Annotated in this window: 27 protein-coding genes; 9 read left to right on the plus strand and 18 right to left on the minus strand. The window is 43.3% G+C overall.

Annotated elements, in window-relative coordinates; translation table 11 throughout:
- Positions 1–24 precede the first annotated feature (24 nt).
- On the plus strand, positions 25–1464 hold the full coding sequence (cls, locus tag M917_RS00845) for a cardiolipin synthase (protein WP_021812852.1): 1440 nt from the start codon (positions 25–27) through the stop codon (positions 1462–1464).
- Positions 1465–1535: 71 nt separating this feature from the next.
- Here the strand turns inward: cls and M917_RS00850 are convergent, their stop codons facing one another.
- Together M917_RS00850 and M917_RS13825 are read right to left on the minus strand one after the other, a co-directional pair.
- Complete coding sequence (locus tag M917_RS00850) at positions 1536–2042, minus strand: class I SAM-dependent methyltransferase (RefSeq protein WP_227500798.1); 507 nt, start codon at positions 2040–2042, stop codon at positions 1536–1538.
- A 258-nt stretch (positions 2043–2300) separates the two neighbouring features.
- Positions 2301–2474 (minus strand): polymorphic toxin-type HINT domain-containing protein, encoded by a 174-nt coding sequence (locus M917_RS13825; RefSeq protein ID WP_021812854.1) that lies wholly within the window; start codon positions 2472–2474, stop codon positions 2301–2303.
- A 360-nt stretch (positions 2475–2834) separates the two neighbouring features.
- On the opposite strand from M917_RS13825, the gene M917_RS14340 reads away from it, so the two are divergent.
- The 3 genes from M917_RS14340 to M917_RS00865 all read left to right on the plus strand — a co-directional run bounded on the left by M917_RS14340 (position 2835) and on the right by M917_RS00865 (position 4653).
- The gene (locus M917_RS14340; RefSeq protein WP_021812855.1) at positions 2835–3434 is read left to right on the plus strand and encodes an EamA family transporter; all 600 of its coding nucleotides are present in this window, start codon (positions 2835–2837) and stop codon (positions 3432–3434) included.
- A 24-nt stretch (positions 3435–3458) separates the two neighbouring features.
- Positions 3459–3785: an EamA family transporter gene (locus M917_RS14345; RefSeq protein WP_264628938.1), complete on the plus strand. Its 327-nt coding sequence runs from the start codon at positions 3459–3461 to the stop codon at positions 3783–3785.
- A gap of 163 nt (positions 3786–3948) precedes the next feature.
- Positions 3949–4653, plus strand: a complete 705-nt coding sequence (locus M917_RS00865; RefSeq protein WP_021812857.1) for a hypothetical protein — start codon at positions 3949–3951, stop codon at positions 4651–4653.
- A gap of 574 nt (positions 4654–5227) precedes the next feature.
- On the opposite strand, the gene M917_RS00870 is transcribed toward M917_RS00865, so the two are convergent.
- The 10 genes from M917_RS00870 to madL form a co-directional block, all read right to left on the minus strand.
- On the minus strand, positions 5228–6031 hold the full coding sequence (locus M917_RS00870; RefSeq protein ID WP_021812859.1) for a sulfite exporter TauE/SafE family protein: 804 nt from the start codon (positions 6029–6031) through the stop codon (positions 5228–5230).
- 7 nt (positions 6032–6038) lie between these two features.
- Entirely contained in the window at positions 6039–6983 is a 945-nt protein-coding gene (gene mdcH, locus M917_RS00875; protein ID WP_021812860.1) for a malonate decarboxylase subunit epsilon, read from the minus strand.
- The gene (gene mdcB, locus M917_RS00880) at positions 6961–7845 is read right to left on the minus strand and encodes a triphosphoribosyl-dephospho-CoA synthase MdcB (protein WP_040641508.1); all 885 of its coding nucleotides are present in this window, start codon (positions 7843–7845) and stop codon (positions 6961–6963) included. Before mdcB ends, mdcH begins: the two co-directional genes overlap by 23 nt.
- Entirely contained in the window at positions 7775–8497 is a 723-nt protein-coding gene (gene mdcG / locus M917_RS00885; RefSeq protein ID WP_021812862.1) for a malonate decarboxylase holo-[acyl-carrier-protein] synthase, read from the minus strand. The genes mdcB and mdcG overlap by 71 nt, the downstream gene beginning before the upstream one ends.
- A 42-nt stretch (positions 8498–8539) precedes the next feature.
- Entirely contained in the window at positions 8540–9256 is a 717-nt protein-coding gene (gene mdcE, locus M917_RS00890; RefSeq protein ID WP_021812863.1) for a biotin-independent malonate decarboxylase subunit gamma, read from the minus strand.
- Positions 9257–9260: 4 nt separating this feature from the next.
- On the minus strand, positions 9261–10148 hold the full coding sequence (locus M917_RS00895; protein ID WP_021812864.1) for a biotin-independent malonate decarboxylase subunit beta: 888 nt from the start codon (positions 10146–10148) through the stop codon (positions 9261–9263).
- The gene (gene mdcC, locus M917_RS00900; protein WP_021812865.1) at positions 10141–10467 is read right to left on the minus strand and encodes a malonate decarboxylase acyl carrier protein; all 327 of its coding nucleotides are present in this window, start codon (positions 10465–10467) and stop codon (positions 10141–10143) included. Before mdcC ends, M917_RS00895 begins: the two co-directional genes overlap by 8 nt.
- 22 nt (positions 10468–10489) lie before the next feature.
- Positions 10490–12145: a malonate decarboxylase subunit alpha gene (mdcA, locus tag M917_RS00905; RefSeq protein ID WP_021812866.1), complete on the minus strand. Its 1656-nt coding sequence runs from the start codon at positions 12143–12145 to the stop codon at positions 10490–10492.
- A gap of 21 nt (positions 12146–12166) precedes the next feature.
- Entirely contained in the window at positions 12167–12925 is a 759-nt protein-coding gene (gene madM, locus M917_RS00910) for a malonate transporter subunit MadM (RefSeq protein WP_021812867.1), read from the minus strand.
- A 72-nt stretch (positions 12926–12997) separates the two neighbouring features.
- Complete coding sequence (gene madL / locus M917_RS00915) at positions 12998–13402, minus strand: malonate transporter subunit MadL (RefSeq protein ID WP_021812868.1); 405 nt, start codon at positions 13400–13402, stop codon at positions 12998–13000.
- 324 nt (positions 13403–13726) lie between these two features.
- Here madL and M917_RS00920 point away from each other — a divergent pair, with 324 nt between their 5' ends.
- Together M917_RS00920 and M917_RS00925 are read left to right on the plus strand one after the other, a co-directional pair.
- Entirely contained in the window at positions 13727–14401 is a 675-nt protein-coding gene (locus M917_RS00920) for a GntR family transcriptional regulator (RefSeq protein ID WP_021812869.1), read from the plus strand.
- Between the two features lie 182 nt (positions 14402–14583).
- Positions 14584–14787, plus strand: a complete 204-nt coding sequence (locus M917_RS00925; protein WP_021812870.1) for a hypothetical protein — start codon at positions 14584–14586, stop codon at positions 14785–14787.
- Here the strand turns inward: M917_RS00925 and M917_RS00930 are convergent.
- Positions 14784–15845 (minus strand): ArsO family NAD(P)H-dependent flavin-containing monooxygenase, encoded by a 1062-nt coding sequence (locus tag M917_RS00930; protein WP_021812871.1) that lies wholly within the window; start codon positions 15843–15845, stop codon positions 14784–14786. The two genes, M917_RS00925 and M917_RS00930, sit on opposite strands and share 4 nt — an antisense overlap.
- A 192-nt stretch (positions 15846–16037) precedes the next feature.
- Here M917_RS00930 and M917_RS00935 point away from each other — a divergent pair, with 192 nt between their 5' ends.
- The 3 genes from M917_RS00935 (at position 16038) to arsJ (ending at position 19200) form a co-directional block, all read left to right on the plus strand.
- Entirely contained in the window at positions 16038–16865 is an 828-nt protein-coding gene (locus M917_RS00935; protein ID WP_021812872.1) for a metalloregulator ArsR/SmtB family transcription factor, read from the plus strand.
- Positions 16866–16954: 89 nt separating this feature from the next.
- Complete coding sequence (locus M917_RS00940; RefSeq protein WP_021812873.1) at positions 16955–17965, plus strand: ArsJ-associated glyceraldehyde-3-phosphate dehydrogenase; 1011 nt, start codon at positions 16955–16957, stop codon at positions 17963–17965.
- A 2-nt stretch (positions 17966–17967) separates the two neighbouring features.
- Positions 17968–19200 carry an organoarsenical effux MFS transporter ArsJ gene (arsJ, locus tag M917_RS00945; RefSeq protein WP_021812874.1) on the plus strand — a complete coding sequence of 411 codons (1233 nt, stop codon included), beginning with the start codon at positions 17968–17970 and terminating at the stop codon, positions 19198–19200.
- A gap of 341 nt (positions 19201–19541) precedes the next feature.
- Here the strand turns inward: arsJ and M917_RS00950 are convergent, their stop codons facing one another.
- The 5 genes from M917_RS00950 to mraY all read right to left on the minus strand — a co-directional run bounded on the left by M917_RS00950 (position 19542) and on the right by mraY (position 25741).
- Entirely contained in the window at positions 19542–20405 is an 864-nt protein-coding gene (locus M917_RS00950) for a universal stress protein (RefSeq protein WP_021812875.1), read from the minus strand.
- A 99-nt stretch (positions 20406–20504) separates the two neighbouring features.
- Positions 20505–22004: a SulP family inorganic anion transporter gene (locus M917_RS00955; RefSeq protein ID WP_021812876.1), complete on the minus strand. Its 1500-nt coding sequence runs from the start codon at positions 22002–22004 to the stop codon at positions 20505–20507.
- A gap of 592 nt (positions 22005–22596) precedes the next feature.
- Positions 22597–23175: a PepSY domain-containing protein gene (locus tag M917_RS00960; RefSeq protein ID WP_021812877.1), complete on the minus strand. Its 579-nt coding sequence runs from the start codon at positions 23173–23175 to the stop codon at positions 22597–22599.
- A gap of 355 nt (positions 23176–23530) precedes the next feature.
- The gene (locus tag M917_RS00965) at positions 23531–24481 is read right to left on the minus strand and encodes a putative RNA methyltransferase (RefSeq protein WP_021812878.1); all 951 of its coding nucleotides are present in this window, start codon (positions 24479–24481) and stop codon (positions 23531–23533) included.
- Between the two features lie 141 nt (positions 24482–24622).
- Positions 24623–25741 (minus strand): phospho-N-acetylmuramoyl-pentapeptide-transferase, encoded by a 1119-nt coding sequence (gene mraY, locus M917_RS00970; protein ID WP_021812879.1) that lies wholly within the window; start codon positions 25739–25741, stop codon positions 24623–24625.
- Positions 25742–25744: the final 3 nt, after the last annotated feature.

Raw genomic sequence — 25744 nt, forward strand, 5'->3', positions numbered from 1 at the left:
AAAATAATAATAAGGGACGCTGTTATGATCGTAGATATTTTGTTGACGATACATTTTATCCTACTGATACTGATTTCTTTACGGGTCTTATCTCGTCATGATTTGACCTCGCCCGCTAGATTAGCATGGATTGTCATCCTGTTTATTTTGCCTTATTTTGGCGTGCTAATTTACTGGATGTTTGGTGAAGTGCATTTAGGTCATGACTTTGGGCAAAAATGCGACGATATCATTAAGCGATTAAATACTCATAGTCCAAGCGTTCTTGGTCATGAGACGACGTTAGAGAAGATGATCAAGCCCGCCTATCAAGCTTCCTTTGCTTACGCAGCAAAAGCCACCGGTTTTCATACTATGGAGGGTAATCAGGCAGAGCTCATGGCAGATGCAAGCGAAACCCGCAGACGCATGATTGCCGATTTTGATGCTGCAACAGACCATATCCATGTTCTGTATTACATTTGGCTCGTCGATGGCATGGGTATTGATACCGCGCAAGCTCTCATCCGAGCAGCAAAGCGCGGCGTTATTTGTCGAGCAATGGTCGATGGCATGGGCTCACGGAAGATGGTGAGCTCAAAGATATGGCAAGAAATGAAAGATGCTGGCGTACAAGTTAGTGTAGCTCTTCCGCTAACCAACTTTGTAAAAGTAATGCTGTTTAGCCGTATTGATCTTCGTAATCACCGCAAGATTACTGTCATTGATGGCACAATCGGCTACTTGGGTAGTCGTAACTGCGCCGATCCTGAATTTATGGTAAAACCAAAATATGCTCCGTGGGTCGATATTATGCTGCGTATCGAAGGACCTGTGGTCGCGCAAAATCAGATGTTATTTGCCAGTGATTGGTTGATTGAAAACCCAAACACTCCGCTTGATAGCTTTTATTATAATAGTACACCAAAGCCTAATGGCTTCCCTGCCCAAGTTTTTTCAGATGGTCCCACTCAGCGGCACGGTACCACGCCACAGTTTTTGGGTGCTTTGATTAGCCAAGCACAAGAGACGCTGATTATCTCTACGCCTTATTTCGTGCCTGATTATTCACTCGTCAGTATTTTATGCGCTACCGCTTATCGCGGGGTTGAAGTGACGATGGTTTTTCCAAAAAATAACGATTCCTTTATCGTTGCCGCGACCAGTCGCAGTTATTATTGGCAATTGCTTGAAGCGGGGGTAAAAATTTATGAATATAAACCAGGCTTGTTACATGCAAAGACCTTGACGATTGATGGTGAAATTAGCTTGATTGGCTCGACCAATTTAGACTTGCGTAGCTTTGATTTGAATTATGAGAATAACGTTATATTCAGCGATAAGGAGCTGACGGCGAATATTATCGACCGTCAATACCAATATATCGCTGACTCAGACGAAGTAACACGTGAAGAGGTCAAAAACTGGCCACTATCTTCTAGGATTTGGAACAACATCATTGCTACGATGGGACCTGTTTTATAAGCCCATTACTTTACGCCCATCACGTTATTTTGTGAAGTTGTCTTGATAAGATGACATAGCGATAAGTAAACTTATAAGTTCGTTGTTTTCTGCAAAATATATATGACAAACTTGGCTTTAGTTGCAAATTTTTCGGTTGCAACTAAAGCTAGTAGCGCTTGTCTTTTTTCGGTATGCGCGCGGTAGGCATAAGGAGTCATAGTCAGCAAATCGGCCAAATCATCTGCTGATAATCTTAACTCAGTACTGACATTATAAGTATTGAGAAGCGTAAAATAAGGTGCTAATTCCTGCAAAAACTTGTCAGAATCGTGTTCACGAACGTCATCAAATAAAGCATCACGCATGGTCACTAAGTGACCCACATCTGGCTTGGCAATGATTAAATAACCGTCATCAGCCAATACGTCAGCGAACGCTGCAGGCAGGATGGGACTAAAAATACTGCTAATACCCGTTATGCTATGAGCGCGTAGTGGCAGATGCGCTGCACTGGTGACTAGCGGATATATCATGGTTGTCTTGCTAGTATTGTCCTCATTTTGCTGATACCAGAGACGATGTGCTGCTTTACTCACTTTGGCCATCTCAACCAACGCAGGCTTGCTAATATCAGCTGCTACTAAAGTGTCTATGACATCCGATATTGTACCTACAAATATAAACTTAGTAGATTGCTTTTACCTAGATTTAAAAGGACCAGATACTAAATCAATTAAATCATCATTCTTTGGCCTTTGACCGAATTCAATTGCTATTGTTGAATATTGTTGTGAGCTTTTCGCTCCAAATTCACTACCATATTTTGTAAAGTGTTCTCCTAATCTACCTTTATTCTATGGCATTTTGTCAGCAATCCAACAGGCATTATGAACCCAAACACCGAACTTGCTAATATGATACGTATGAAATTCATCTACTTCGAAGTTATAGACAGTATAGGTTTTATTGATTTTGGTCTGACTAATTACTTTTAATACTGCTTGCTCGTCACAATCAATAAGCGTCATGCATGTCTTATAATAGTGATGTTGGTAACCATCCTCAATACTGGTTATCAAAACGGGTCTTAAATGATTCGCAAGTAACATATTTATGTCTATAATGGAAAAGTAAACAATAATTTTATATTATTTATGGGTTTTTTTATATTTTTTAATTTCTTTCTGAGTTTTTTGAGATAGACCGAAATTGATGGTTGAGAATGAGAATCTAATCTTGTCATCATGCCGATCAGAGTAGGTACGATTAAGTGGTACTGATGCCTAAGCATGTATAGCATGTACGTACAGACATATAAGACAAATATTTTCTATAACTAAGACCAGCCGTAAAGCCAATAACCAGTCATCACTTCCTAGGCCAACGATATGACCCCTTTATACACCGCATTGGCTGTACTGGTTACCTTTATTTGGGGCGTGAACTTTACCTTTATTGCGTGGGGGCTTGAAAGCTTTCCGCCACTGATGTTCACCGCCCTGCGTTTTTTCTTTACCGCCGTGCCACTGGTCTTTTTTCTGAAACCGCCCAAATTTAACCGTACATTATTTATCTATGCCATCGGTACGTTTGTCATGCAGTATGCTTTTGTATTTACTGCCATGCACTTAGGGACATCGGCTGGGTTGACGGCACTATTATTACAGATTCAGATTTTTATCACCGTATTGCTGGCGTATTTCATATTGAGTGAGGCAGTGAGTCGCATGCAAATCATCGGTATGCTGGTCGGTGTGTTAGGGCTTAGCGTCATCGCGCTAAACCTTGGTGATGATATGCCTTTGGCTGGGTTTGTCTGTATCTTGATTGCGGCCATAGGCTGGAGCTTTGGCAACATTGCCTCAAAGCAGGCGTCAACCCAAGCGACTTTGACAGCGGCGCAGCAAGGATCAGGCTTGTCTATTATCTCGTCTAATACTGGAAAGAATAAGGCATCCGCGTTGTCTGCTCTCGCTCTTGTGGTCTAGGGCGGTCTGATCGCTTGTGTGATTTTGACGCTGTCTTCTCTCATATTTGAGACCGATGCATGGCAGCTGGTGACGTTTACTGAGGCGTCGCTCAAGTCTTGGCTATCGCTTGGATTTATCGTATATGTCTCAACGCTGATAGGTTTTGGACTGTGGGCGCATCTGCTCAGTCAAAATACGGCTTCTAAAGTGGTGCCGTTTGCCCTATTGGTGCCGGTATTCGGGATGACAACCTCAGTGCTGCTCACAGGGGAAGTGGTGACGTGGTGGAAGATGCTGGCGATGATGCTGATCTTGTCAGGACTAGTGTTGGCAAATATAAAGATGCAGAGAAAGCCTCAGTTGGCTTGAAATCCATGTTTTGAATGCTGGGCTTTAAATACTAGAAAATTGCGGGTTGTTATAGTGATGTAATCATAGACTACCTCAAGAGACTTGCCCGATGTCATTACCTAAAAATTCAATTATAGTAGACATCAAGACAGTTTATTTTAATAAAATTAAGGATAAAACGATGAAAACATTAGGATTGTGTGTGGCAGCAGGACTGAGTTTAAGCGCTTGTGCCACTGGTATGAATGGTGGCACGGCGGGCAATACCAATCAAAACAATGTGGTGACCCAATACCCTATTGAGGCTGCCATGCTCAATATTTATACCAAAGAGCGTAGCCAAAAACTGGCAGCCGTTGGCGGCAACCAAAGTGCCTCAGCAGATATTCAAGTCACGCCTAAAGGCAATATGGTATTCAACAATAAACCCGTACAAGCGGCCGAAGTAAACACGATTAATAAAGTGAACAATCAAATTACCAATCAATCAGTCGCTATCAACTACTTTACCCTAAACCCTTTAGTATTCCACGGTTTCACTGATAGCACAGGCAAATACTCACTATCGAACCAAACGACCACTATTCCTAAGATGGCAACGGTTGGAGCCTCTAGCAAGTTGATTACTGAAAACGTATACAGCGATCGCAGTATGAGTAAAAAAATCGGCACGTATAACCAAGATTGGTCGTTGACGCGAGATACCAATAACACGGCGTGGTTCTGTATAGAAACCTCAGGAAACTTACTGCTCAACTACGATTCTACTGGAACTTCATCAGAATGCTACAAAATCAATGCTCGAGGCGACATCTTAGCCAGCAAAGTCACGGTCAGTCAGCCGACTGCCGATGGTACTAAAACCGTAACTTTTACCAGCAAGTAGCGACTGTCTTTATCCCATAAAACAAGAAATGGCGCCTCACGTGGGCGCCATTTTTACGGGGTTAAACATAGTGACTAAGCATGTTTTTTGTGAATATTTTTATTCTGATATTTGCTTTTTACTTGTTGAGCAGTAGGCCGTCTTTTTGACTGATGCTGTGACGCCACTGCCTTCTTCTCTACTTGCTTCTTCTTTACCTGCTTATGTTTGTGATCATATTTTACAACAGCTTTTTGATGCTACATTTGAGCCGTATGATGTCTAGTGACGTCAGGCGCAGCATTGGCCTGACTGATCATTGTCAAGCAAGCAGTCACTGCTAAAATCGAACTTATCATTATATTTTTCATTATCAGTTCTCGTCTGAACTCATATCAGTTATGAGTGGTAATTGAAGATGCTTTATTGAATATCAAGTAAAACAACTACATGATAAAAAGCATCGTGATAAAGAGTAACTCTATCGACAACGAAAATGATAAACGATTCTAACGTTAAGTAGATTTATGAAACTTGAAGAAAGGTTACCACTATTGCTAGCGCGCTTTAATCACTTTTATGAGACCGCAACACCCTACAACACCCCAATCCCACTCAGTAATAACTGACCACCAGCAAATAACAGCAACACGCCAAACGCCCGTTTGAGCATCAAAGCTGGCAGGATATGTGCCAGTTTGGCACCGACTTTTGCCATCGCAAAGCTAGCAACAGAGACACATAAAAATCCAGTGATATGTACAAAGCCTATCGTGCCTTCAGGAAGATTGACCACGTCTTGACCGAACCAAGCAAAACCTAACGCGCCAGCCACCGCAATCGGCAAACCACAAGCGGCTGACGTTCCCACGGATTGCTTCATCGGTAATCCCGCCCAATTTAAAAATGGCACAGTCAAGCTGCCACCACCAATACCAAAAATAGACGAGGCCATACCAATCCCAGTACCCGCGCCAAACTGTACGCCTGCCGCAGGTAACGGCTTATCCAATTGCTCTTTGTTGGATAAAAACAACATCTTGAGCGCCATCAATAGCGCCCCAACGCCAATAATAATTTGCAATACCTGACCGTCAATCATATCAGCGATGCCAGCGCCAACTAAACCGCCAATGACCAGCCCTAATGCCATACTGCGCCAGACTTCCCAGCGTACACCGCCGCGTTTGTCATGTGCCATCAAAGAGCTGATAGAAGTCACAATAATAGTGGCAAGCGACGTACCAATTGCCAAGTGAGTAATGACTTCAGGCGGAAAATGATACGCCGTAAAAATCCATACCAATACTGGTACGATAATCATACCGCCGCCCACCCCAAACAAGCCAGCACTAAGACCCGCAAACGCACCTGCAACGACAAACCACACATACAACATGAAGAGGCTACCTTTTGGTTATGATAAAGCAAGAATCTTCAACCAGCATCTCAGCTATTTTTTCTATCCACGCTTTTAATCCATCTAAATCACGAAAGTCATCCCAACTCCTGCAAGGCACATGGGGTAGCAAGTTATTTATCATTCTGGACAGCGCATTGCCGGGGCCTATTTCTATCACCATGCTTGGTTGATACTCTTCAATATTTTCCATACAAAAATACCAGTCTAACGCATGGTCGATTTGACGGGATAGAATATGTAAGCCTTGCTCTGTCTTACTATACCTTATCCCTTCAGTGGCGCTGATAATAGGGATGGTCATCGCAGGCAAAGTAAGGGCGCTGGTATATTTGCGAAATTCTTCAGCAGCCCCTTGCATCATCATCGTATGCGATGGTACGGAGACGTTTAAATGCTGTACGCTGTGCGCGCCCAATGTCTGGGCAATTTGCATTGCCTGCTCTAGATTGTCTTTATTGCCGCCAATAATGAATTGATCTCTACTGATTTTAATAGACAAATGGGTTTTGCTTGTTTCAAGTAGCTGCGCAAGATTCCTATCAGCCACACCCTTAATTGCCAGTAGGCCACTGGCCTCTGTGACTGCCTGCTCCATAAAAGCAGCTCTTTTATGCACCAAATCCAATCCATCCTCAAATGGTAGCTGGCTACTACAACAAAACGCACTCACCTCACCCAACGAGTAACCAGCAAAAGCCATGGGGGTGGCAATCAGCTGCCGCAAATGCTGCCATCGATGATATTGCAAGGTATAAATAAACGGTTGCGCCACGCTATTATCGAAAATCTGACCGCTATCAGCATCGAATAGCTCGGGCACCATAGTAGCTAGTAAAGAGTGCTCATGAGCCGACATGTCGTTCAGTATTTCATGGACGTGCTTTTGGCTTTGTAGCCCTTGCCCACTAAATAGGATAATTAAATTCATTTTCTACCTTATAAAAGAAGATCGTCACAGCCAATAAATCGGCGCTGCCACCGGGACTGAGGTTATGATGAATAAAATATCGACTGATATTGCTGACTTTTTGTCGCCAATTGGCTTGATGCACCCCGCCCGCTTGCAAGAAGTTTTTTGCCAGTGCTTGCGCGTTATTTAGGTCTTTTATGCCGCCTCTCCATACGATATTGGTATCCGACAACACAGATATGAGCGTCATTAAGGTCTGCATGCTGGCTTTTTCGAAGTCTTGCGTACGCTCAATGGTGTGATAAAAACAAGGTAAAGCCTCATTCTGTATGACATCAAAGCCATTCGCAACCATTTCAATGGCACCCGTTATCCCATGTTTCTGAAACATTTTTTGACCATGGCTGTTCGGCTCTCGTTGCAGGCGATTGGTCAGATCAAATTGCCATCTAGCAACCAATTGCTCACAAACATTCTTAGCGGTTAATGGGATGCTCGCTTGGATAGATCTACCGATAGCGGCACAGACAAATCCCAGATTAAATATCGCCCCTTTGTGGGTGTTAATATTATGTGTGGCCGCTCTCATTTTTTGTTCTTGATAAATGCCCATATTTTTTAATTCATCAAAGGGTCTATCATCATATCCAAGCTGACTCAGCGCAGAAAAATACCCTTTCAAGGAGGTGATGCTATTTATAAAGGTTTGGTGATTCATGTCTGTGTGACTACCATTACTGGAAGGACAGACCAGACCTGGTTTGTTTTCAAGACTCAATTCATCATATAAGGCTTCAAGCGCCAAATCATCAATCTGCTGCCAAATGGCCTGTTGGGGCACTAGCGGTTTGGTTTGATCTAATAAAGTGTTCATATTCATCGGTATTCCATCCTAGTAATACGTCTATTTTTTGGAGCTTAATATCAAAAAGGGTTTTTACCAAAACTGTTGGGATACCAAATACAATGGCGTGGCTCAGCTCATTAAAAGATATATCGTCACGTCCTTGCAACCTTATCTCTCCATCAATTTTTAAGCCCAGCGCCGCTTCAGCAAATCGACCAAAGGCCGCTACTTCCAATAATATGGGTGAGATATTATCGCTGTGAGCAACGATCAAAATATCCAAATCTGATGTGGGTGTTATAAAAGGTAAGCCAGTAAAATATTGATTGGCAAAAGAGCCATAAACATACACATCGCTTTCTAAATCAGCACAGCGAGCGATAAATTGCTGAGCCTGTGTTTGCAGAGCTTTGGGCAATTGAGGAACTAAAGTCTCAAGCGCTAAAGGCGACGTGATGACTTCAGGGGGTTTGGGTAGCGTTAGAGCCAATCGGTATTTACGACCGTCTTCTATATAACTCGTCGCCACTTTGGTTACCGTATCGCTATCTTGTCTACAAACCGTGAGCGGCTGCTGAGCCGTAATCATTTGCTCAACAGCCGCCCTTACAGATAAAGGCAGAGAGGCATTCATAAACTCGTATGATTCATGCGCTTGTAAATAAACCAAATCATGACGATGCATATACCTGCCCTCTATAAAATCATGAATATTAAGCCGTTAACATTAAGCCGTTAAAACCGACTGAACAATCTCATCACACAACAGCCGCCCTTTTCTGTCTTTTGCCACTTGACGACGATTGTCTGTAAAAAAATCATCCATGTGCGTCAGTTGCGATTCAAGGGCGTTTTCTACCAGATGTTCATCCAACGTCTGCCAGATATCATCAACGGCACCCATGGCATAATAATTCTCGACCCCAGGCGCAAAAATCGCTGACGTTTGGGATAAAGATTTTAGCTTATCGAGCGGTATTTTGGTGACCCTCGACATGGCGTTTAGATCCATGACCTTGACTTGGCTTGATTGCATGGCAAATACTTGATTTGCCATGAGGCCGTAAGACAAAAACCCACCACTGACCGCCTCACCCAAAACGATGGCCAAATTTGGATGACCGCGCCGTCTGAGTAAATCGACACAAGATGCCAGATGCGCAAACGTTCTATTCAAACACAATAGCTCGTCCGCTCTCGACGAGTCTTGCCCCATCGTATCTACAATAAAGACGATAGGCGTTTTTTCCCCTTTTTCGATGACGGCCAATATCTCATTGGCAAGCGTCATCGCAATCAATTGGTTCATAGCAGCAGAATCGACCGTACCAATAATTTCAACGTTACCCATATTAGTTTCTGCGCTACCGCGTATCATCGAATTATCAATATGATATTCAAGCTTGTTAGGAAATAGCTGCTCTAAAATTGTTTTTGTTTGCATGACATTATCCTTTTTTAATGGCTCGAACTTGTTGAGCACTAAGCATGGCAATAGATTCAGGGTTTTCGATGTTCATTGACTGCCAAATGGCTATGCTGTCTTTTTTACCGAACCACTGATCATATTGGTTTTGCAATGAAGCTTGCTGCTGCTTTAAATACTCTAAATCTAAATTTTTAGCAGGTTGCTGAAGGGCCTCGACAATCCCTTGAGTAATATCATTGACATCATCTTCAACCAAAAATTCGACATGACCGAGCAAATAACGCGTTTTACCACCCGTCACTCGCCACACTAGCGCTCTGTCTTTGGAGTCAAACTCCTCTACGCCCTTGATGGTTTCGATTACCTCAGGGCCTGAAAGCGCCAAACGCCCTTCTTCTGTCATGATCACGTGGGTGCTCAGACACGCACAGATACCCATGCCACCAAAAGCACCATTTGTCCCACCAATGACGGTAATAATAGGAATGCCTGCATGACGAACCTTTAGCATCGCACGCATAATCTCGGAAATGGTTATCAAGCCAGCGTTTGCTTCATGCAGACGCACACCTCCTGAGTCGACAAAAAACACGACTGCCTTTGGCTTTTCTTCGATGGCTTTCAGTAACAGGCCAACAATTTTTGCGCCATGTATTTCACCGACGGCACCGCCCATAAACTTGCCTTCTTGAGCGATGATGTACACGGGATTTTTTTGAATGTTTGCCTGTCCAATAATCACACCATCATCAAAACTGCCTACAATATCTAATGAGGCAAGGTTTGGGCTCACAGGAATGCTGCCGGGTTTAAGAAACTCTTGAAAACTGTCTTTGTCAATGATGCTGGCTATACGATTGCGCGCTGTTTTTTCATAAAAGCTTTGTTGAATACGTGAATTATCCATGTGACTCTTCCTCCAAGATGTTAATCGCTTGGCTCAAGCGTAGACTCACCACCGCAGGCGTCGCGCCCATATCGTTGACCTTGAATTCCAGTCCACCCACTGCATAACGACTGGAGAAGTCCTGTAGTACCGCCTCCCAAATGTGATCAAAGCCTGTGACTGAGGTATCAATGATGAATTTGCTACTGTTGCCATTGTCGCTATCAGCCAAAGGCGATACCAATACCTCTAAGTTACCTGAGCCAACCACACCGCAAATCACTTCTTTTTTGATGTCGGCAATGGGTTGTGACGTAAAATCGAAATTAAGTACATTCATAGTTATATCCCTAATATTATTTTTACCAGTTTCTAAAGCGACTGGGCGGCGCATAAGTGCCATTGGACCATTTCACCAAATCTTTCACCGATTTTGCGGCCAGCAGATCTCTCGTCGCTTTTGAAGCATCGACACCAATATCCTCAGGTCTTTGGATAATTCCGCGCTGTCTCAGCTCTTTGACTTTTTCGTGATCTCGCTGCATCCCAACAGGGGTATAGCCCGCTACGCCGCGAATGGCTTGCTCTCTCTCTTCTGGTGTGCGACACAATAATAAATTTGCAATGCCTTCTTCGGTCACAATGTGCGTCACATCATCGCCATAGATCATGATAGGCGGAAAGTCACTGCCCATTTTTTCTTGCAACTGCCACGCGTCAAGCTCTTCCACAAAGACCGAATCCATGTGCTCGCGGTAGGTTTCTACCATCTGAACCACCAGTTTGCGTCCTTTTACCACGCGTCCATCGGCCGCTTCTTGTCCTGCTTTGAGATACGCATAGCTAGAATGTCTACGCCCATGAGGATCTGAGCCCATATTTGGCGCACCACCAAAACCTGCAATGCGATCTACGGTGGCGGTCGAGCTGTTGCCTTGTAAATCAATCTGCAACGTCGAGCCAATGAATAAATCACACGCATACAAACCTGCCGTTTGACTAAATGCACGGTTGGATCTCATGCTGCCATCTTTACCAGTAAAAAACACATCCGGTCGATTTTGAATATACTCATCCATCCCAACCTCTGAGCCAAAGCTATGAATGCTATCGACAAAACCACTTTCTATCGCCGGAATCATCGTAGGATGAGGATTGAGCGCCCAGTTAGTACAAATTTTACCTTTGAGATTTAATTCTGCGCCGTAAGTGGGCAAAAGCAATTCGATAGCGGCGGTATTGAAGCCAATACCATGGTTCAGACGTTTAATTTGATAAGGCGCATAGATGCCTTTGATGACCATCATTGCCATCAATATCTGCACTTCGGTAATTTGGGCGGGATCGCGGGTAAATAAAGGCTCGATATAATTAGGTCGAGGAGCAACGATAAAAAAGTCCACCCAATCTGCCGGAATATCTACGCGTGGCACGCTATCTACCAATTCATTCACTTGGGCAATGACGATGCCGCTTTTGAATGCTGTCGCCTCTACAATGGCAGGCGTATCTTCTGTATTTGGTCCTGTATATAGATTACCGTCCGCATCGGCAGAGTGCGCGGTAATGAGACACACGTTCGGTATCAAGTCGATAAAATATCGACCATATAACTCAAGATACGTATGGATTGAGCCGATTTGGATTTTTTGTTGCTGAACCAGTTTTGCCAATCTGAGTGCTTGTGGGCCAGAAAAAGAAAAATCGACTTTACTGGCAATGCCTTTTTCAAATATATCGATATGGCTAGGCAATGCCAATACTGACTGCAAGATGTGCAAATTGTTTAGCACGTCATTATTACACTGAGACAAACATTCAGACAAAAAGTCAGCTTGTTTTTGATTGTTGCCTTCTATACAAACCTTATCTTCAGGCGTCAGCACCGTTTCTAGTAACTCAATGGTTCTATCACTCGGTACGCGTTTTGCTAGGCCTTTGTCTTTTGCAGCTTGCAGTTTAGAATCTCGTCTATTTTGTTGTAAATTCCATTTTTTTTCTTCAGTATTCGCTTTCATAAGACTTCCTTTATCTACTTATTAAAATATTGCGTTTAGTGTTAAGAAAAATATAGAGGGACCTAATAAAGCACCTAGGCCCGTATAGAAAGTGGCTACCAATGCTCCATATGGGACCAGTCTGACATCAGTACCTGCCAAGCCAGCGGCTACTCCACTAGTAGTACCCACTAGACCGCCAAAAATCATGGCTGAACGTGGGCTTTTAAGATACATAAATCTGGCAAGTAAAGGGGTTGCGATCATAAAAAAGACGGCTTTAATCAAACCAATGGCGATGGATAAGGCAATCACATCAGAGCTTGCGCCAATTGCTGTCCCTGTAATAGGTCCCACAATGTAAGTCATTGCACCTGCTCCAATGGTGGTCATAGAGACAGCATCTCTATAACCTAATGTCCATGCAACACCGGCTCCTACCACAAACGGTATGACGCAACCTAATATCAAGGCAATAATACCGATTTTTCCAGCACGTTTTATTTCTTTAACGTCTACTTCAAAAGCAGTAGATGCAATGGCAAGATCCCGCAGCATCGCCCCACCTAAAAGAGCAAATCCAGAAAAAAGCTCTATATCGGAAATGCCTTTTTCACCACCAGTATATAAACCAGCAAAATAGGCAGCAATAAGACCAAGGGTGATAGCAATTGCAGATGACTGTAGCTTGTTGTTGGTTAAATACTTGGATAGTATTTGAGAAAAAAACATCACAAGGCCTGTTACTGCTAAAGCGGTTACAAAGGCATTTTTAGTGAGGGTTTCTATAATTAAGTCCATTTAATTACTCCGTTGCGCGATTGAATCGGTAGTTTCAGTTTTTTTGTAGTGTTAATAATATTGATGACACACTCACAATTGGTCGCGATGCTCTTCAGTATCATCCCAAGTAAAGGTATCGTAATCATTACCAATATTATTAAGTAAGCGTACGACAAAGACAGTTGCAGTAAGCGCAATAACAGAAACAACAGCTGCTACCATTCCGCCAGATAGTGCAGCGACTACGTTCTGTCCTGCAGCCATCGCAACAACGATAGGGATGTACATACCTGCCCAATATAGAACACCAAACTGAGTAGATTTTGGCAAAAGACCGCGTTTGGCGAGCATCTCTTTGCCAGCAATGAGTAGAATCATTGCGATAGCGACACCACCGATATTGGCGTCAACGCCTAATAGTTGTCCTAGCAATCCACCCAGAAAAACACCTAGCAAATAACTAACTGCTAATAAAGCAGTACCATATATGATCATATAAACCTTCCTTGGATATGATTACAGCCGCTTTGATAATATCTACCTTGATATACGGGCTGTATAAAATGAGAATCTACATTAATAACCACCAGATATAGACACAAGCACACATAATAGTAGTTTGATAATGTTTGTTGAGGTTTATTCAATTTCCTCAGTAGCTTCCTCTGTGTAAAGGATATAGGTCTTAACAGCACTCAAAACCTTTAAAAGCATCTATCACTTACCACGCACTTGTTTGATATAATCTAATACAGTTGGTTTAGAAGTGCAACCATATTGTATTTATTAAATGAGTTATTGTATACAAATGGAGAATTTATGAGTTTAATTGACGACTTACCCTTGTCAGTACAAGTCAGTAAAAAAATCGAAGATGATATTATTTATGGTCGTCTGCCACCTGGCACCAAACTTGATGAGGCAAAACTTTGTGAAAAATATGGGGTGTCAAGAACCCCTATTCGTGAGGCTTTGAAGCTGTTAGCTTCTGAAGGATTGGTGGAGATTCGACCGCGTAGAGGAGCAGTCATTCCCACTTTGAATATCGTCACGCTGTTTGAGATGTTTGAAGTGATGGCCTATCTCGAAGGCATGTGTGGCCGATTGGCTGCCAGAAGAATCAATGAGGAAGAAAAAGCGGAGCTACTGTCTTTGCACAATCAATGTAAAGACTACTTGATGGAGGAAAACACCGAAAGCTATTATGAGGCCAATAGAAAATTTCATTTTTTCTTGTATCAACTGAGTCGCAACAGTTTTTTGATAGAGCAAGCCAGCAATCTGCACAATCGACTACATCCTTATAGACGCTTACAGTTACGAGTCAACAATCGCATGCAGCATTCGTTTGAGGAGCATCAACAAATCGTGGATGCTGTCATAAATTCGGACGAAGACTTGGCGGAGCGTTTGATTAAAGCGCATGTGTCCGTACAAGGAGAACGATTTACTGACTTGGTGGCGACGATGAACCCTGATAATGTACAAGACTAAGCGCTACGCCTTATCGTAAATTAGCACTTTACTCATAGGCCAAATAGAAAGGTTTTTATGAATGATCAAAAAATATTCAACAGCGTCATCAAAGTTTAACCAAGATTTTTTAGAATATCATTAAAAAAACCATGAAAACAATCATTAGCAAATAGTACGTAACATGGGAATAGGAGCTAAATATGAGTGATAATAAAGAAAAGACCTTACAAGATTATAGACATTTGGTCGTCAGTAAAGATATCACCGTCCACTTGTCTCAAGACCAACAAGCGATGATACTAAAAACTTACGACTATGGATTGAACGCCTTAACAGATATTGATGAGATGTTGCTGAGCGCCGTCATTCGTCAGCTAAAAATGTCGATCCAGCCTGACGCTTAAGAATCTTTTTGCAAAAAATCCAACAAGGCTGGGACATTTTCTCTAGCACTGCGGCCAGCACCAATCAGCGTGGCCGAGCCTGGGCTTGCCCAATCGCCATAACCAAACAACCATAGCCGCGGCTCTTTGATTGCCTGCCCCTGTTCCACTTGCACTTTTCCATCGGCTTCGAGTACATTTAAGGATGCCAGATGGTCAAGCTGTGGTTGAAACCCCGTACACCAAATAACAGTATCTATTGGTTCTTTACTCCCATCAGCCCAGATGACGCCTTGTTCAGTAAACTGACGGAACATGGGTACTGAATGTAAGATACCTTTGTCACGTGCTGCTTTGACAGGTGGCACCATGACGATATCACCTATACTCCCTATAGAATCATCGTTACTGCTACCAGTAATGCGCGCCGTCGCTCTTTCAAACAGTACATGTCCATCGACATCATCGGCCAAAAATAATGGTGGCTCACGTGTTACCCAGCTGGCGTTTGCCACTTCGGCCAGCTCAGCATAGATTTGTGCGCCTGAGTTGCCACCGCCGACCACCAAGACCCGCTTGCCTTTATAGGCGTCAGGACCTGCATAATGTGCGGAGTGGCATTGTTCCCCAAGGTACGCTTGCTGACCTTCAAATGAAGGTATTGTAGGATTGCTCCATGTCCCAGTGGCACTTACCACGGTTTTCGCTAACCATGTGTAACTACCATCAGTCACCCGTAAGCAATTATTCTCTTGATCACGATGGATACTTTGTACTTGATAAGGTCGGTATATCGGCAATTGGTAGTGTTGCTCATAATTGCTGAGATAACCAAGAACTTCATCTCGATGGGGATACTCGCCATCTCTTTCCTTTGGCATTAAGCGACCCGGCAGGGAACTGATAAAAGCAGGAGAAAACAGTCGTAGTGAGGGCCAAGTATGTTGCCACGCGCCGCCACTTTGGTTCTGATCATCAAGAATAATGAAATCCAGCCCTGCGCGCCTCAGATAGTAGCCAACTGCTAGACCTGCTTGACCACCACCGATAATAATCGTATCGAATATTTTAGTTGCCATAACGATCCTCAATGCCTGCTATCAAATTTAAATTGTTACCTGAGTCAAAACTATCACGCCAATAATCTTATTATGTCCCAACCTATCACTTTGCTCATTATCATTTAATAATAACTCTAAAAACATCTTTACATACGAAATATTGTATATATAATAATTCGTATGTAAGCATACTTTTAATAGGGGTAGGTTATGGAAAACGCAAATAAGAAAAAGGTGCTGTTTCTTTGTACCAGTAATTCAGCCAGATCACAAATGGCTGAGACGTTACTAAAGTACAAAGCGGGCGATGTCTATGAAGTTTATAGCGCAGGCATAGAAAAAGGGGAAGTCGATGAACGCACCATCCAAGCGTTGGAAAAATTCGACTTTGATGCTAGTGGCTTAAGATCCAAGCACGTCGATGAATTCGAAGGACAGTTTTTCGATTATGTGATTACCTTATGTGAAAAAGCCAGTACCGAATGCCGAAGCTATCCCAATACGGACAAGCAGTTGGCATGGGACATCCCTGACCCAAAAACACGCCCTGGCAATCATCCTTTTACCACCACATTAAGTGAATTAAGCAACCGCTTAACAATGTTTCTCTTTGTAGAAAAAGCAAATATCAGCAAAAAAAATGCCGTTGCAACGCTATCCGTCACTGAAGATGACCTGCCGTCACCTGATTTTGATCCCATTACCTTTTATAAAAGCCTAACGGACGATGTTCGACTCAAAGCATTGATGCTGATCGAATATCATGGTGAGCTGTGTGTTTGTGAATTGATGGAAGCATTGGAGGAGGACAGTCAGCCCAAAATCTCACGCAATCTTGCTGTGTTAAAAAAGGCAAACGTCATCACTGATCGAAAACACGGCCAGTGGGTGTTTTATCGCATCAATCCGGAGCTGCCGTTATGGGCAAAGACCGTAGTTGCACAAACCACAGAAAATAACACTTCTCTGATTGAGCGTGAGATCGGGCGGTTGGATGCGATGCAAAACCGACCAGACAAAGACAGCTTTTGTAAATAATCAATAACTAACATTTAAAGAAAACTGAGCATTTAAACAAACTTAACCATTTTTTCTGATAACACTTAGACAAAACAAAGGACAACTTTATGGCTATTAAAGTCGGTATTAACGGTTTTGGGCGTATGGGACGTTTAACGATGCGCGCCGCATTTGACTGGGATGACATCGAGATCGTCCACATCAATGATCCTGCAGGCGACGCCAAAACGCTTGCCCATTTGATGACGTTTGACTCTGTGCATGGTCGCTGGCATCACGAAGCCACCCACGAAGGCACGTCCATGATTATCAATGGCGAAGCCATTCCTTGCACACATCACAAAGCGACCGAAGACACCGACTGGTCACTATGTGATGTGGTCATCGAAGCCTCAGGAAAGATAAAAACAAAAGCCTTGCTGCAAGCCTACTTAGACCAAGGGGTAAAACGCGTGGTGGTCACTGCACCTGTCAAAGAAGAAGGTGTGTTAAACATCGTTATGGGCGTGAATGAACATCTATACGACAAAGATATGTATCCCATTGTGACTGCTGCCTCTTGTACCACCAACTGCCTAGCACCTGTGGTCAAAGTGATGCACGAAAAAATAGGCATCAAGCATGGCTCCATGACCACCATTCATGACATCACCAATACCCAAACGATACTAGATGCCCCGCACAAAGACTTACGCCGAGCGCGTGCTTGCGGTATGAGCCTGATTCCGACCACGACAGGCTCTGCGACTGCCATCACGCATATTTTTCCTGAGCTAAAAGGCAAGCTAAACGGTCATGCCATTCGCGTGCCTTTAGCCAACGCCTCGCTGACTGACTGTGTCTTTGAAGTGGCTCGTGGCACCACCGTTGAAGAAGTCAATGAACTGCTCAAACAGGCGTCTGAAAATGAGCTAAAAGACATATTGGGCTTTGAGACACGCCCATTGGTATCGATTGATTACAAAACCGATCCACGTTCAAGCATTGTGGATGCGTTATCGACGATGGTCATCAATGACACGCAAGTAAAGCTCTACGTTTGGTACGACAACGAGTGGGGTTACGCCAATAGAACGGCTGAATTGGTACAGATGGTTGGTCTAGCAGATAAGGGTTAATCATGGGGCTGCTATCCGTTACGGATTTATCATCGCAAGTGAAGCAATACTTAGTCATCACTGGCAACTATTGGGCATTTACCTTAACGGATGGCGCATTACGAATGCTCGTCGTGCTGCATTTTTATCAGTTAGGCTATAGCCCGTTAAGTATTGCCATGCTGTTTTTGTTTTATGAGACTTTTGGTGTTATCACCAATCTGGTTGGTGGTTGGCTTGGTACCAGTCTTGGACTCAATAAAACCATGAATATTGGTTTGGCCATACAGATAGTTGCCCTCGCCATGCTCGCTGTGCCTGCTGATATGCTGACCGTGGTTTATGTGATGATCGCCCAAGCGCTCTCAGGTATCGCCAAAGACTTAAACAAAATGAGTGCTAAAAGCGCTATCAAGTTATTGGTACCAAAAGATGCTGAAAGTAAGCTCTATCAATGGGTGGCGATACTCACAGGCTCTAAAAATGCCCTAAAAGGCGTGGGCTTTTTTATTGGTGGTTTGCTGCTCACCTTGATTGGCTTCAAAAGCGCTATGATACTGATGGCATCGCTCTTAGCCATCGTCTGGGTATTTAGCTTGGTGGTATTAAAAGAGGACATTGGCAAAGCCACCAACAAGCCTAAGTTTAAAGACATCTTTTCTAAAAGCTCTGCTATCAATACCCTCTCCGCTGCCCGCATGTTTTTGTTTGGGGCGAGAGACGTTTGGTTTGTCGTGGCCTTGCCTGTGTTTTTGGCGGCAACTTTTAACTGGAGTCACTGGTGGGTCGGCAGTTTTATGGCAAGCTGGGTCATCGGTTATGGCATCGTTCAGTCAGTTGCGCCTTACTTTACAGGTAAGAAAAAAGGCGTGCTGCCAACGGGTCGCGCGGCATTTTTGTGGGCAAGCTATTTGACGTTTATTCCGGCGGCGATTGCGCTGGCTTTATACTTTGATTTTCACATCCAAGCGTCCGTTATTATTGGTCTACTGATATTTGGCGTAGTTTTTGCCATCAACTCATCATTACACAGCTACCTCATCGTCAGCTACGCTGATAGTGATGGGGTGTCACTAGATGTGGGGTTTTATTACATGGCAAATGCGATGGGGAGGTTGATTGGAACGGTGTTGTCAGGATGGGTGTACCAAGAATTTGGCTTAGAGGCTTGTCTTTGGATATCGAGTTTATTTGTGGCAATTGCGGCATTATTGTCCCTAAAACTGCCGACTCACTACAAAGCGGCGGCATACTGATTAGGTTTTTACTTAATCAATCAATCTAAACCAAAAATACTCTTATTATGACTCGCTACTGGGATGAATGTTTTTCGCCTACTGTGCTGATATAGACAGCAGCTTCGAGACATTTATCCCAACATCGCTGTGTTTTCTTAAAGCAAGTCAACGCTATAGTCGGTGAAAAGTAATATCGATACAACACGTACTGCTGGTGCAAATTTTTCTTGCTTGCTGTGCCTACGCAGACAGAAGCTACGAAAAATTTACACCAGCACTACTGTAGCGACTTTAAAGTATTTCAACTACAGCTAAGAATGCTTGAGCAAACGTTGTTCATCTCACCATCTATTGAGAATTTAACGAATCAAAATGACGGGTGACAGCGTTTTGGCAATGATTTTTGTCGTGGTACTGCCAATAAATAGCTGTTGCAATTTAGAATGGCCATAAGCCCCAATCACGATGATATCGACCATATTTTGCTTTTGAAAGGTGAGTAAGCCCTCAACGGTATCAGACGCAGACAACTGCTGCGCATCTATCGTAAAGCCTGCTGCTATTAGTTGTTCAGTCGCTGCTGCCAAGCTTTTTTTGGACTCGTTATTGTCATTGCCTACCATGACGAGATGGCCTTGCATGCCTTTTAACAGCGGACTTTTCGCAATCATGTCGACGGCCTTGATGGCTGTTTTACTGCCATCAAATGCTATTATATAAGAATTAGGCATTTTAAACGGCTCTGAGCAAATCAAGACTGGCACGCTAGAAGCGCGTGCTACGGTTTCGATTTGACTACCAATATTGATGCGGCTGTCTTTGTGATCTTCGCCGCGACGCCCCATGACGATGACACGGCTTTTGGCCTTAAAGTGTTCGATAGCTGGTAGCAATTTGCTATGGCGCTGATAGATGCGAACGTCCACGCCCTCAAAGCCACTTTGGATATGACTTTTTGCGTCATTTACTAACGCATTGCTATAGCTGTTCACCACTTTTGCTCTTTGCTCATCCAGTTGCGTGAGCTCCTCTAACAAAAACTGGCGACTATTGATGCCGATTGCCCCTGATAAATCACGTCTGGTCGAGGCAGGCACCTCACTCACGTGTAATAAGCCTACTGGTAAATTCAATCGGCTGGCATACCATGCGGCATAGTCACAAACCGATTCCGTCACGGCTGAGCCATCGATACAAGCCAAGATGTGCTGTTCTGTGGTCATAATCTGTCCTTAAATGTTAAGTTTTGAACGTCCATTTCATAAAAACTGACATCACTAATGGATGTTATCGTTGATGGACTGTATTGCTAATGGACACTGTTAATGAGCGCCCAAGCTTTGCTCGGCATCAGGTTTGTCATGAACACCAAACTTCTCTACCATCGCTTGACTTGCCTCATTCAGACCTATTAGCTCAACCTCAGTCCCTTCACGGCGAAACTTAATAATGACTTTGTCTATCGCGGCGACGGCCGTCACGTCCCAAAAATGTGCTCGCGATACGTCAATAACCACTTTAGATATAGATTCTTTCACATCAAACGACTCAATCAAACGCTCTGAGGATGAGAAAAACACTTGACCATCCACTTGATAATAACGCGTTCGTTCTGCTTCATCCAATTGCGTATGTACACTCATATAGCGTTCGATCTTATTGGCAAAGAATAGCGCCGACAGCAACACACCAATGAGCACTCCATATGCCAAGTTGTGCGTCGCGACCACTACAGCAACGGTGGTAATCATAACTATGTTACTTTGCAGCGGCTTGGTCTTTAACTCTTTAAAAGAGCCCCAGTTAAACGTACCAATCGACACCATAATCATCACAGCGACCAGCGCTGCCATTGGGATAATCTTTAACCAGTCGCTTAAGAACACCACCATTAATAGTAAAAACACCCCTGCCACTAAAGTCGATAGACGTGTATAACCGCCAGATTTTACGTTGATAATAGATTGACCAATCATCGCACAGCCTGCCATACCACCAAAGAAACCACTGACGATATTGGCAATACCTTGACCTTTACACTCTTTATTACGGTCGCCTTTGGTATCGGTCAAATCATCCACAATGGTCATGGTCATCATAGACTCAAGCAAACCGACAATCGCAAGACTGATCGCATACGGCAAAATAATTAGTAAAGTATCTAGATTCAAAGGAATATCGGGTAGTAAAAATATCGGCAAGGTATCCGGCAACTGACCCATATCATTGATAGTGCGCGCCTCTGCGCCTAACAGGATGGCGATCGCCGTCACCAATACAATACTGACCAACGGTGATGGAATCACTTTGCCGATTTTTGGAATGTAGGGATAACCATAAATAATCAATAGACCGAGAGCAACAAGCGCATAGACATGAACTAGGTTCGAGCCCTCTTGCGGCACAAGCTCAGGAATCTGTGACATAAAAATCAAAATAGCCAAGGCATTGATAAAGCCAAGGATGACAGATTGCGAAACGTACTTCATCAAATTACCCAGCTTTAAAAAACCAAAGATAATCTGTATCACCCCTGTCAAGACACTGGCTGCTAGCAAATACTGCAAACCATGCTCTCTAACCAGCGTGACCATGAGTAATGCCATTGCACCAGTTGCCGCAGAAATCATCGCCGGACGTCCGCCAACAAAGCTAATCACGACGGCAATACAAAAAGAGGCATAGAGCCCAACTTGGGGATCTACACCTGCAATGATAGAAAACGCAATGGCTTCAGGGATAAGGGCTAAGGCGACGACCATGCCAGCCAAGACATCGCCTCTGACGTTGGACAACCAGTGTTCTTTAATAGTATTTAACATGTTTCACTCAGTTTTTGGGAACTGCTTTAGTCTGTCAATAATCGCGATATCTAAAGTGAGATGTCTCTAAAATGAAAAGTCTGACACGTTTTTACCTGAGCATGATGCCCATCAAATAATAGATGTAAAAATGTGAACTGTCATATTTAGCGAGTTATTGTCATAACTGACTTTTAGCTGTTTGCGGTTGATGACTTAATAGATACATCAATTACTGATACAAACATAAAAGCAGTGCGTGCGTACAGGGAAAAGCGTCAGACGCTTTATGATAGAGTCATTGTTATGGGAAACAATTATTTACTTAGGAGGGGGTCGTACAACTAGATTGGCATACTCATCTTTATAGTAAGGTTTAAATCGATTGGCTATGTGACTATGCTATTAAGGCAACTGTGTCATTAAGAGCCACCATCAAGCACTGTTAATAATCGCACCAATTTTAACACACTAACAAAGTTAAAGTAAAACTTAAAGGTTTTTGCTATTTTGTGAGATTAAAAACGTAAGCATCAAACATTTATCATTTTATTACAAAAACCCCTAAACCATCTTCAATGACGGTTTAGGGCAAGCAAGAATATATCAGTAATTAATCATCGATATCGGCAGCTCTAACTTTACTGCGAGTAATGTTACCCGTCATACCATCAATAACGACTTCATGAACCTGATTGCCTTTACCAATATCGACTTTATACACAGGCTTGCCAAAATCCATGTCAAATCCGACTTCAAGTGGTATGCCTTTTAGGCGTTGATTAGCCTTATCAATGGCTTGATTAGGGGTCAATTTTGCTCGCTTCATGGCGTTATATTCCGCCAAGTCTTCCTTATCGAGGCGATCAGTGTCGCCCTTCATAACTTTACCCGTATTGGCATTCACTTTTACTTCTTGTTCGCTATTATTGGCAATGATCTTGATATCATAATAGCCATTTATAGTGCCATCTTCTTGATCGTACTCTGCGCTAATGATATCTCCTGCCACTGCTTTATTAGCGATCATCATCGCTTGTTTTAGATCGACTTTACTTTGCGCTGCCGCTTTGACTTCATTAATCGGCGCTTTAGAAGGGGCTGCTTGACTGACCGCCACAGATGCTACGCTTACGCTAGCAATACTTAGCGCTATCAGGACAGATTTGCTCAACGTTGATGTTTTTTTCATAATGATACCCTAAAGTTCTCCAAATAATTCAGAGGATATTAATCATTTAAATGATGTCATAAAGCATAACAATATTATTAATAGATTAATGTAAGCTTGAATAGTGATATTAGAGTCTATCGTGATGTCTAAAGTATTTATGCTGATAAAGCGTAACCAATGTGTCGCTTACCATGCTAATTTTTTTGATTTTTTTACTAGAGGCGATGGTTAGATTTTGAGATATATTTTTAGACGATGAGTTTGAGCAAACGCAGTTGCATCACGATCAGTCTCTGCAACAGTCATTATTGTAATGGTGAGAGCTGATTCATTTTGAAAAAAAATACGGTGTAGCTAAGTAGTCGGCAGTGCCCTATAAGTCAGACGCCTTTTGCAAAACATAAACCACAAATTTGGCCTCAGTCCTAAACGCCTCTTTTTCCACCGCTTCCAACAGCACTTGTCTCTTCTCACTCTTAGCACGATACGCATAAGGAGTCATGGTCATTAAGTCAGCTAGCTCATTGGCGGACAAGCTCATCTCGGTACTGACCCGATGCGTGTCTAAAAGTTTAAAATAAGGAGCCAACTCTTGCAAAAATTTGTCAGAATCATGCTCGCGGACGTCGTCAAATAACGCATCACGCATAGACGCCAAATGACCGCCATCTGGTTTGGCAATGATGAGATAACCCTCGTCGGTCAATACGTCAGCAAAGGCCTTTGGCAAGATAGGACTAAAAATACTACTAATACCCGTGACACTACGATCGCGTAACGGCAGGTGCGCAGCACTCGTGACCAGTGGATAAATGACGGTTGTCTTAGTAGACATCTTTTTATGCTGCTGATACCAAAGCCTACCTGCCGCTTTACTCACTTTGGCCAATTCTACCAATGCAGGCTTACTAATGTCAGCCGCGATTAAGATATCTAGGATATCTGATCCCATTTGTGCCATTGCTTGCGTGTAATAGCCCTCGCCGCAACCGATATCTAACCAATTGACAGGTTGATTGTCTTTCTCAGCGACTGGCTTATCTTGTGCCAATAACTGCTGCATTTGCTGACCAATTAAAACCTGTAACGGCTCATAATGTCCCGCATTCAAAAACCGTTTTCGTGCCTCGATAGATGCTTGGCTGTCGCCTGGCGCTTTAGACTTTTTTTGTTGTACTGGCAACAAATTGACGTAGCCTTGCCGTGCCACATCAAATGCATGAACCGTTTGCTTCGGATTTAAACTGCCATCACAGCGCCACGTATCTGATGCGGGTTGTAGAAGCGATTGACAAAGGGGACAAATAAATAAGGACACAAGCATCTCAAAATCATAGCAATATAACTGGTATTTTAACAAAATTCACGAGGTCTAAGTGATAAAAGCGCGCATAAAAAAAGCCGCCTCAACTGTCTGAGACGGCCTTTGAATATATGGTATAAATCCATTTAATATTGAAGCATGTTAACGCAGCTTTAACGTCATTAATCCAAGAATCACCAGTATAATAGCGATAATCCAAAATCGCGTCACCACTTGTGTCTCTTTCCAGCCGATTTCTTCAAAGTGATGATGCAGTGGTGCCATACGAAAGACCCGTTTTTTGCGCAGCTTATACGAGCCAACCTGTAACATGACCGATAGCGCTTCGGCAACAAATAACCCGCCCATAATCGCAAAAGCAATCTCTTGCCGTGTCATGACGGCAATCGTACCCAGCATTGCACCAAGTGCCAGCGCCCCTACATCACCCATAAATACTTGTGCTGGATGCGCGTTGAACCATAAAAAGCCCAGCCCCGCCCCAATCATAGCACCGCAGACAATGATGACCTCAGAGTTATAAGCAATATAAGGCACATGTAAATAATCGGCAAAACGTACGTCACCCGACACATACGCCATGGCGCCCAATCCTGCTGCTACCAAGACCACTGGCAAAATTGCCAAGCCGTCCAAGCCGTCGGTTAAATTGACCGCATTAGACGCGCCATTTATCACAAAATACGTAAAGATAATAAAACCGATGCCAAAAGGCACTGCCGAAAATGGGATTATCCAATCTTTGAAGATAGGCAATAACAAATCTTGCATCTCACGAGTGGTGTTAACATCTGGCTGAAGCGTGGCGATATAATATAGTGAAACGCCAACAAATAATGCACCCATCGAGAGCCAAAAATACTTTTTGCGGGCGATTAAGCCTTTGGGGTTTTTATATTTAATCTTGAGCCAATCATCCGCCCAACCGACGGCGCCAAAGATAACCATCACAATGAGCAAAATCCACACATACGGATTATTTAAACGCGCCCAAAGTAATGTCGACACACCAATTGCGCTCAAAATCAACACCCCACCCATGGTTGGTGTGCCAGTTTTGATCAAGTGTGATTGCGGGCCATCATTGCGAATGGCCTGACCATACTTAAGCGCCCGCAAATGTTTAATGACACGCCCACCAAAAAACATGCTAAATGCAAGGGCTGTCACGACCGCGAGTAACGCTCGTAGCGTCAAAGAAGAGACCGCCGAAAACGGTGTATAATACTGACCAAGCCAGCCAAACAACCAAACTAACACCGC

This window comes from Psychrobacter aquaticus CMS 56 (genome assembly GCF_000471625.1).
GTDB lineage: Bacteria > Pseudomonadota > Gammaproteobacteria > Pseudomonadales > Moraxellaceae > Psychrobacter > Psychrobacter aquaticus.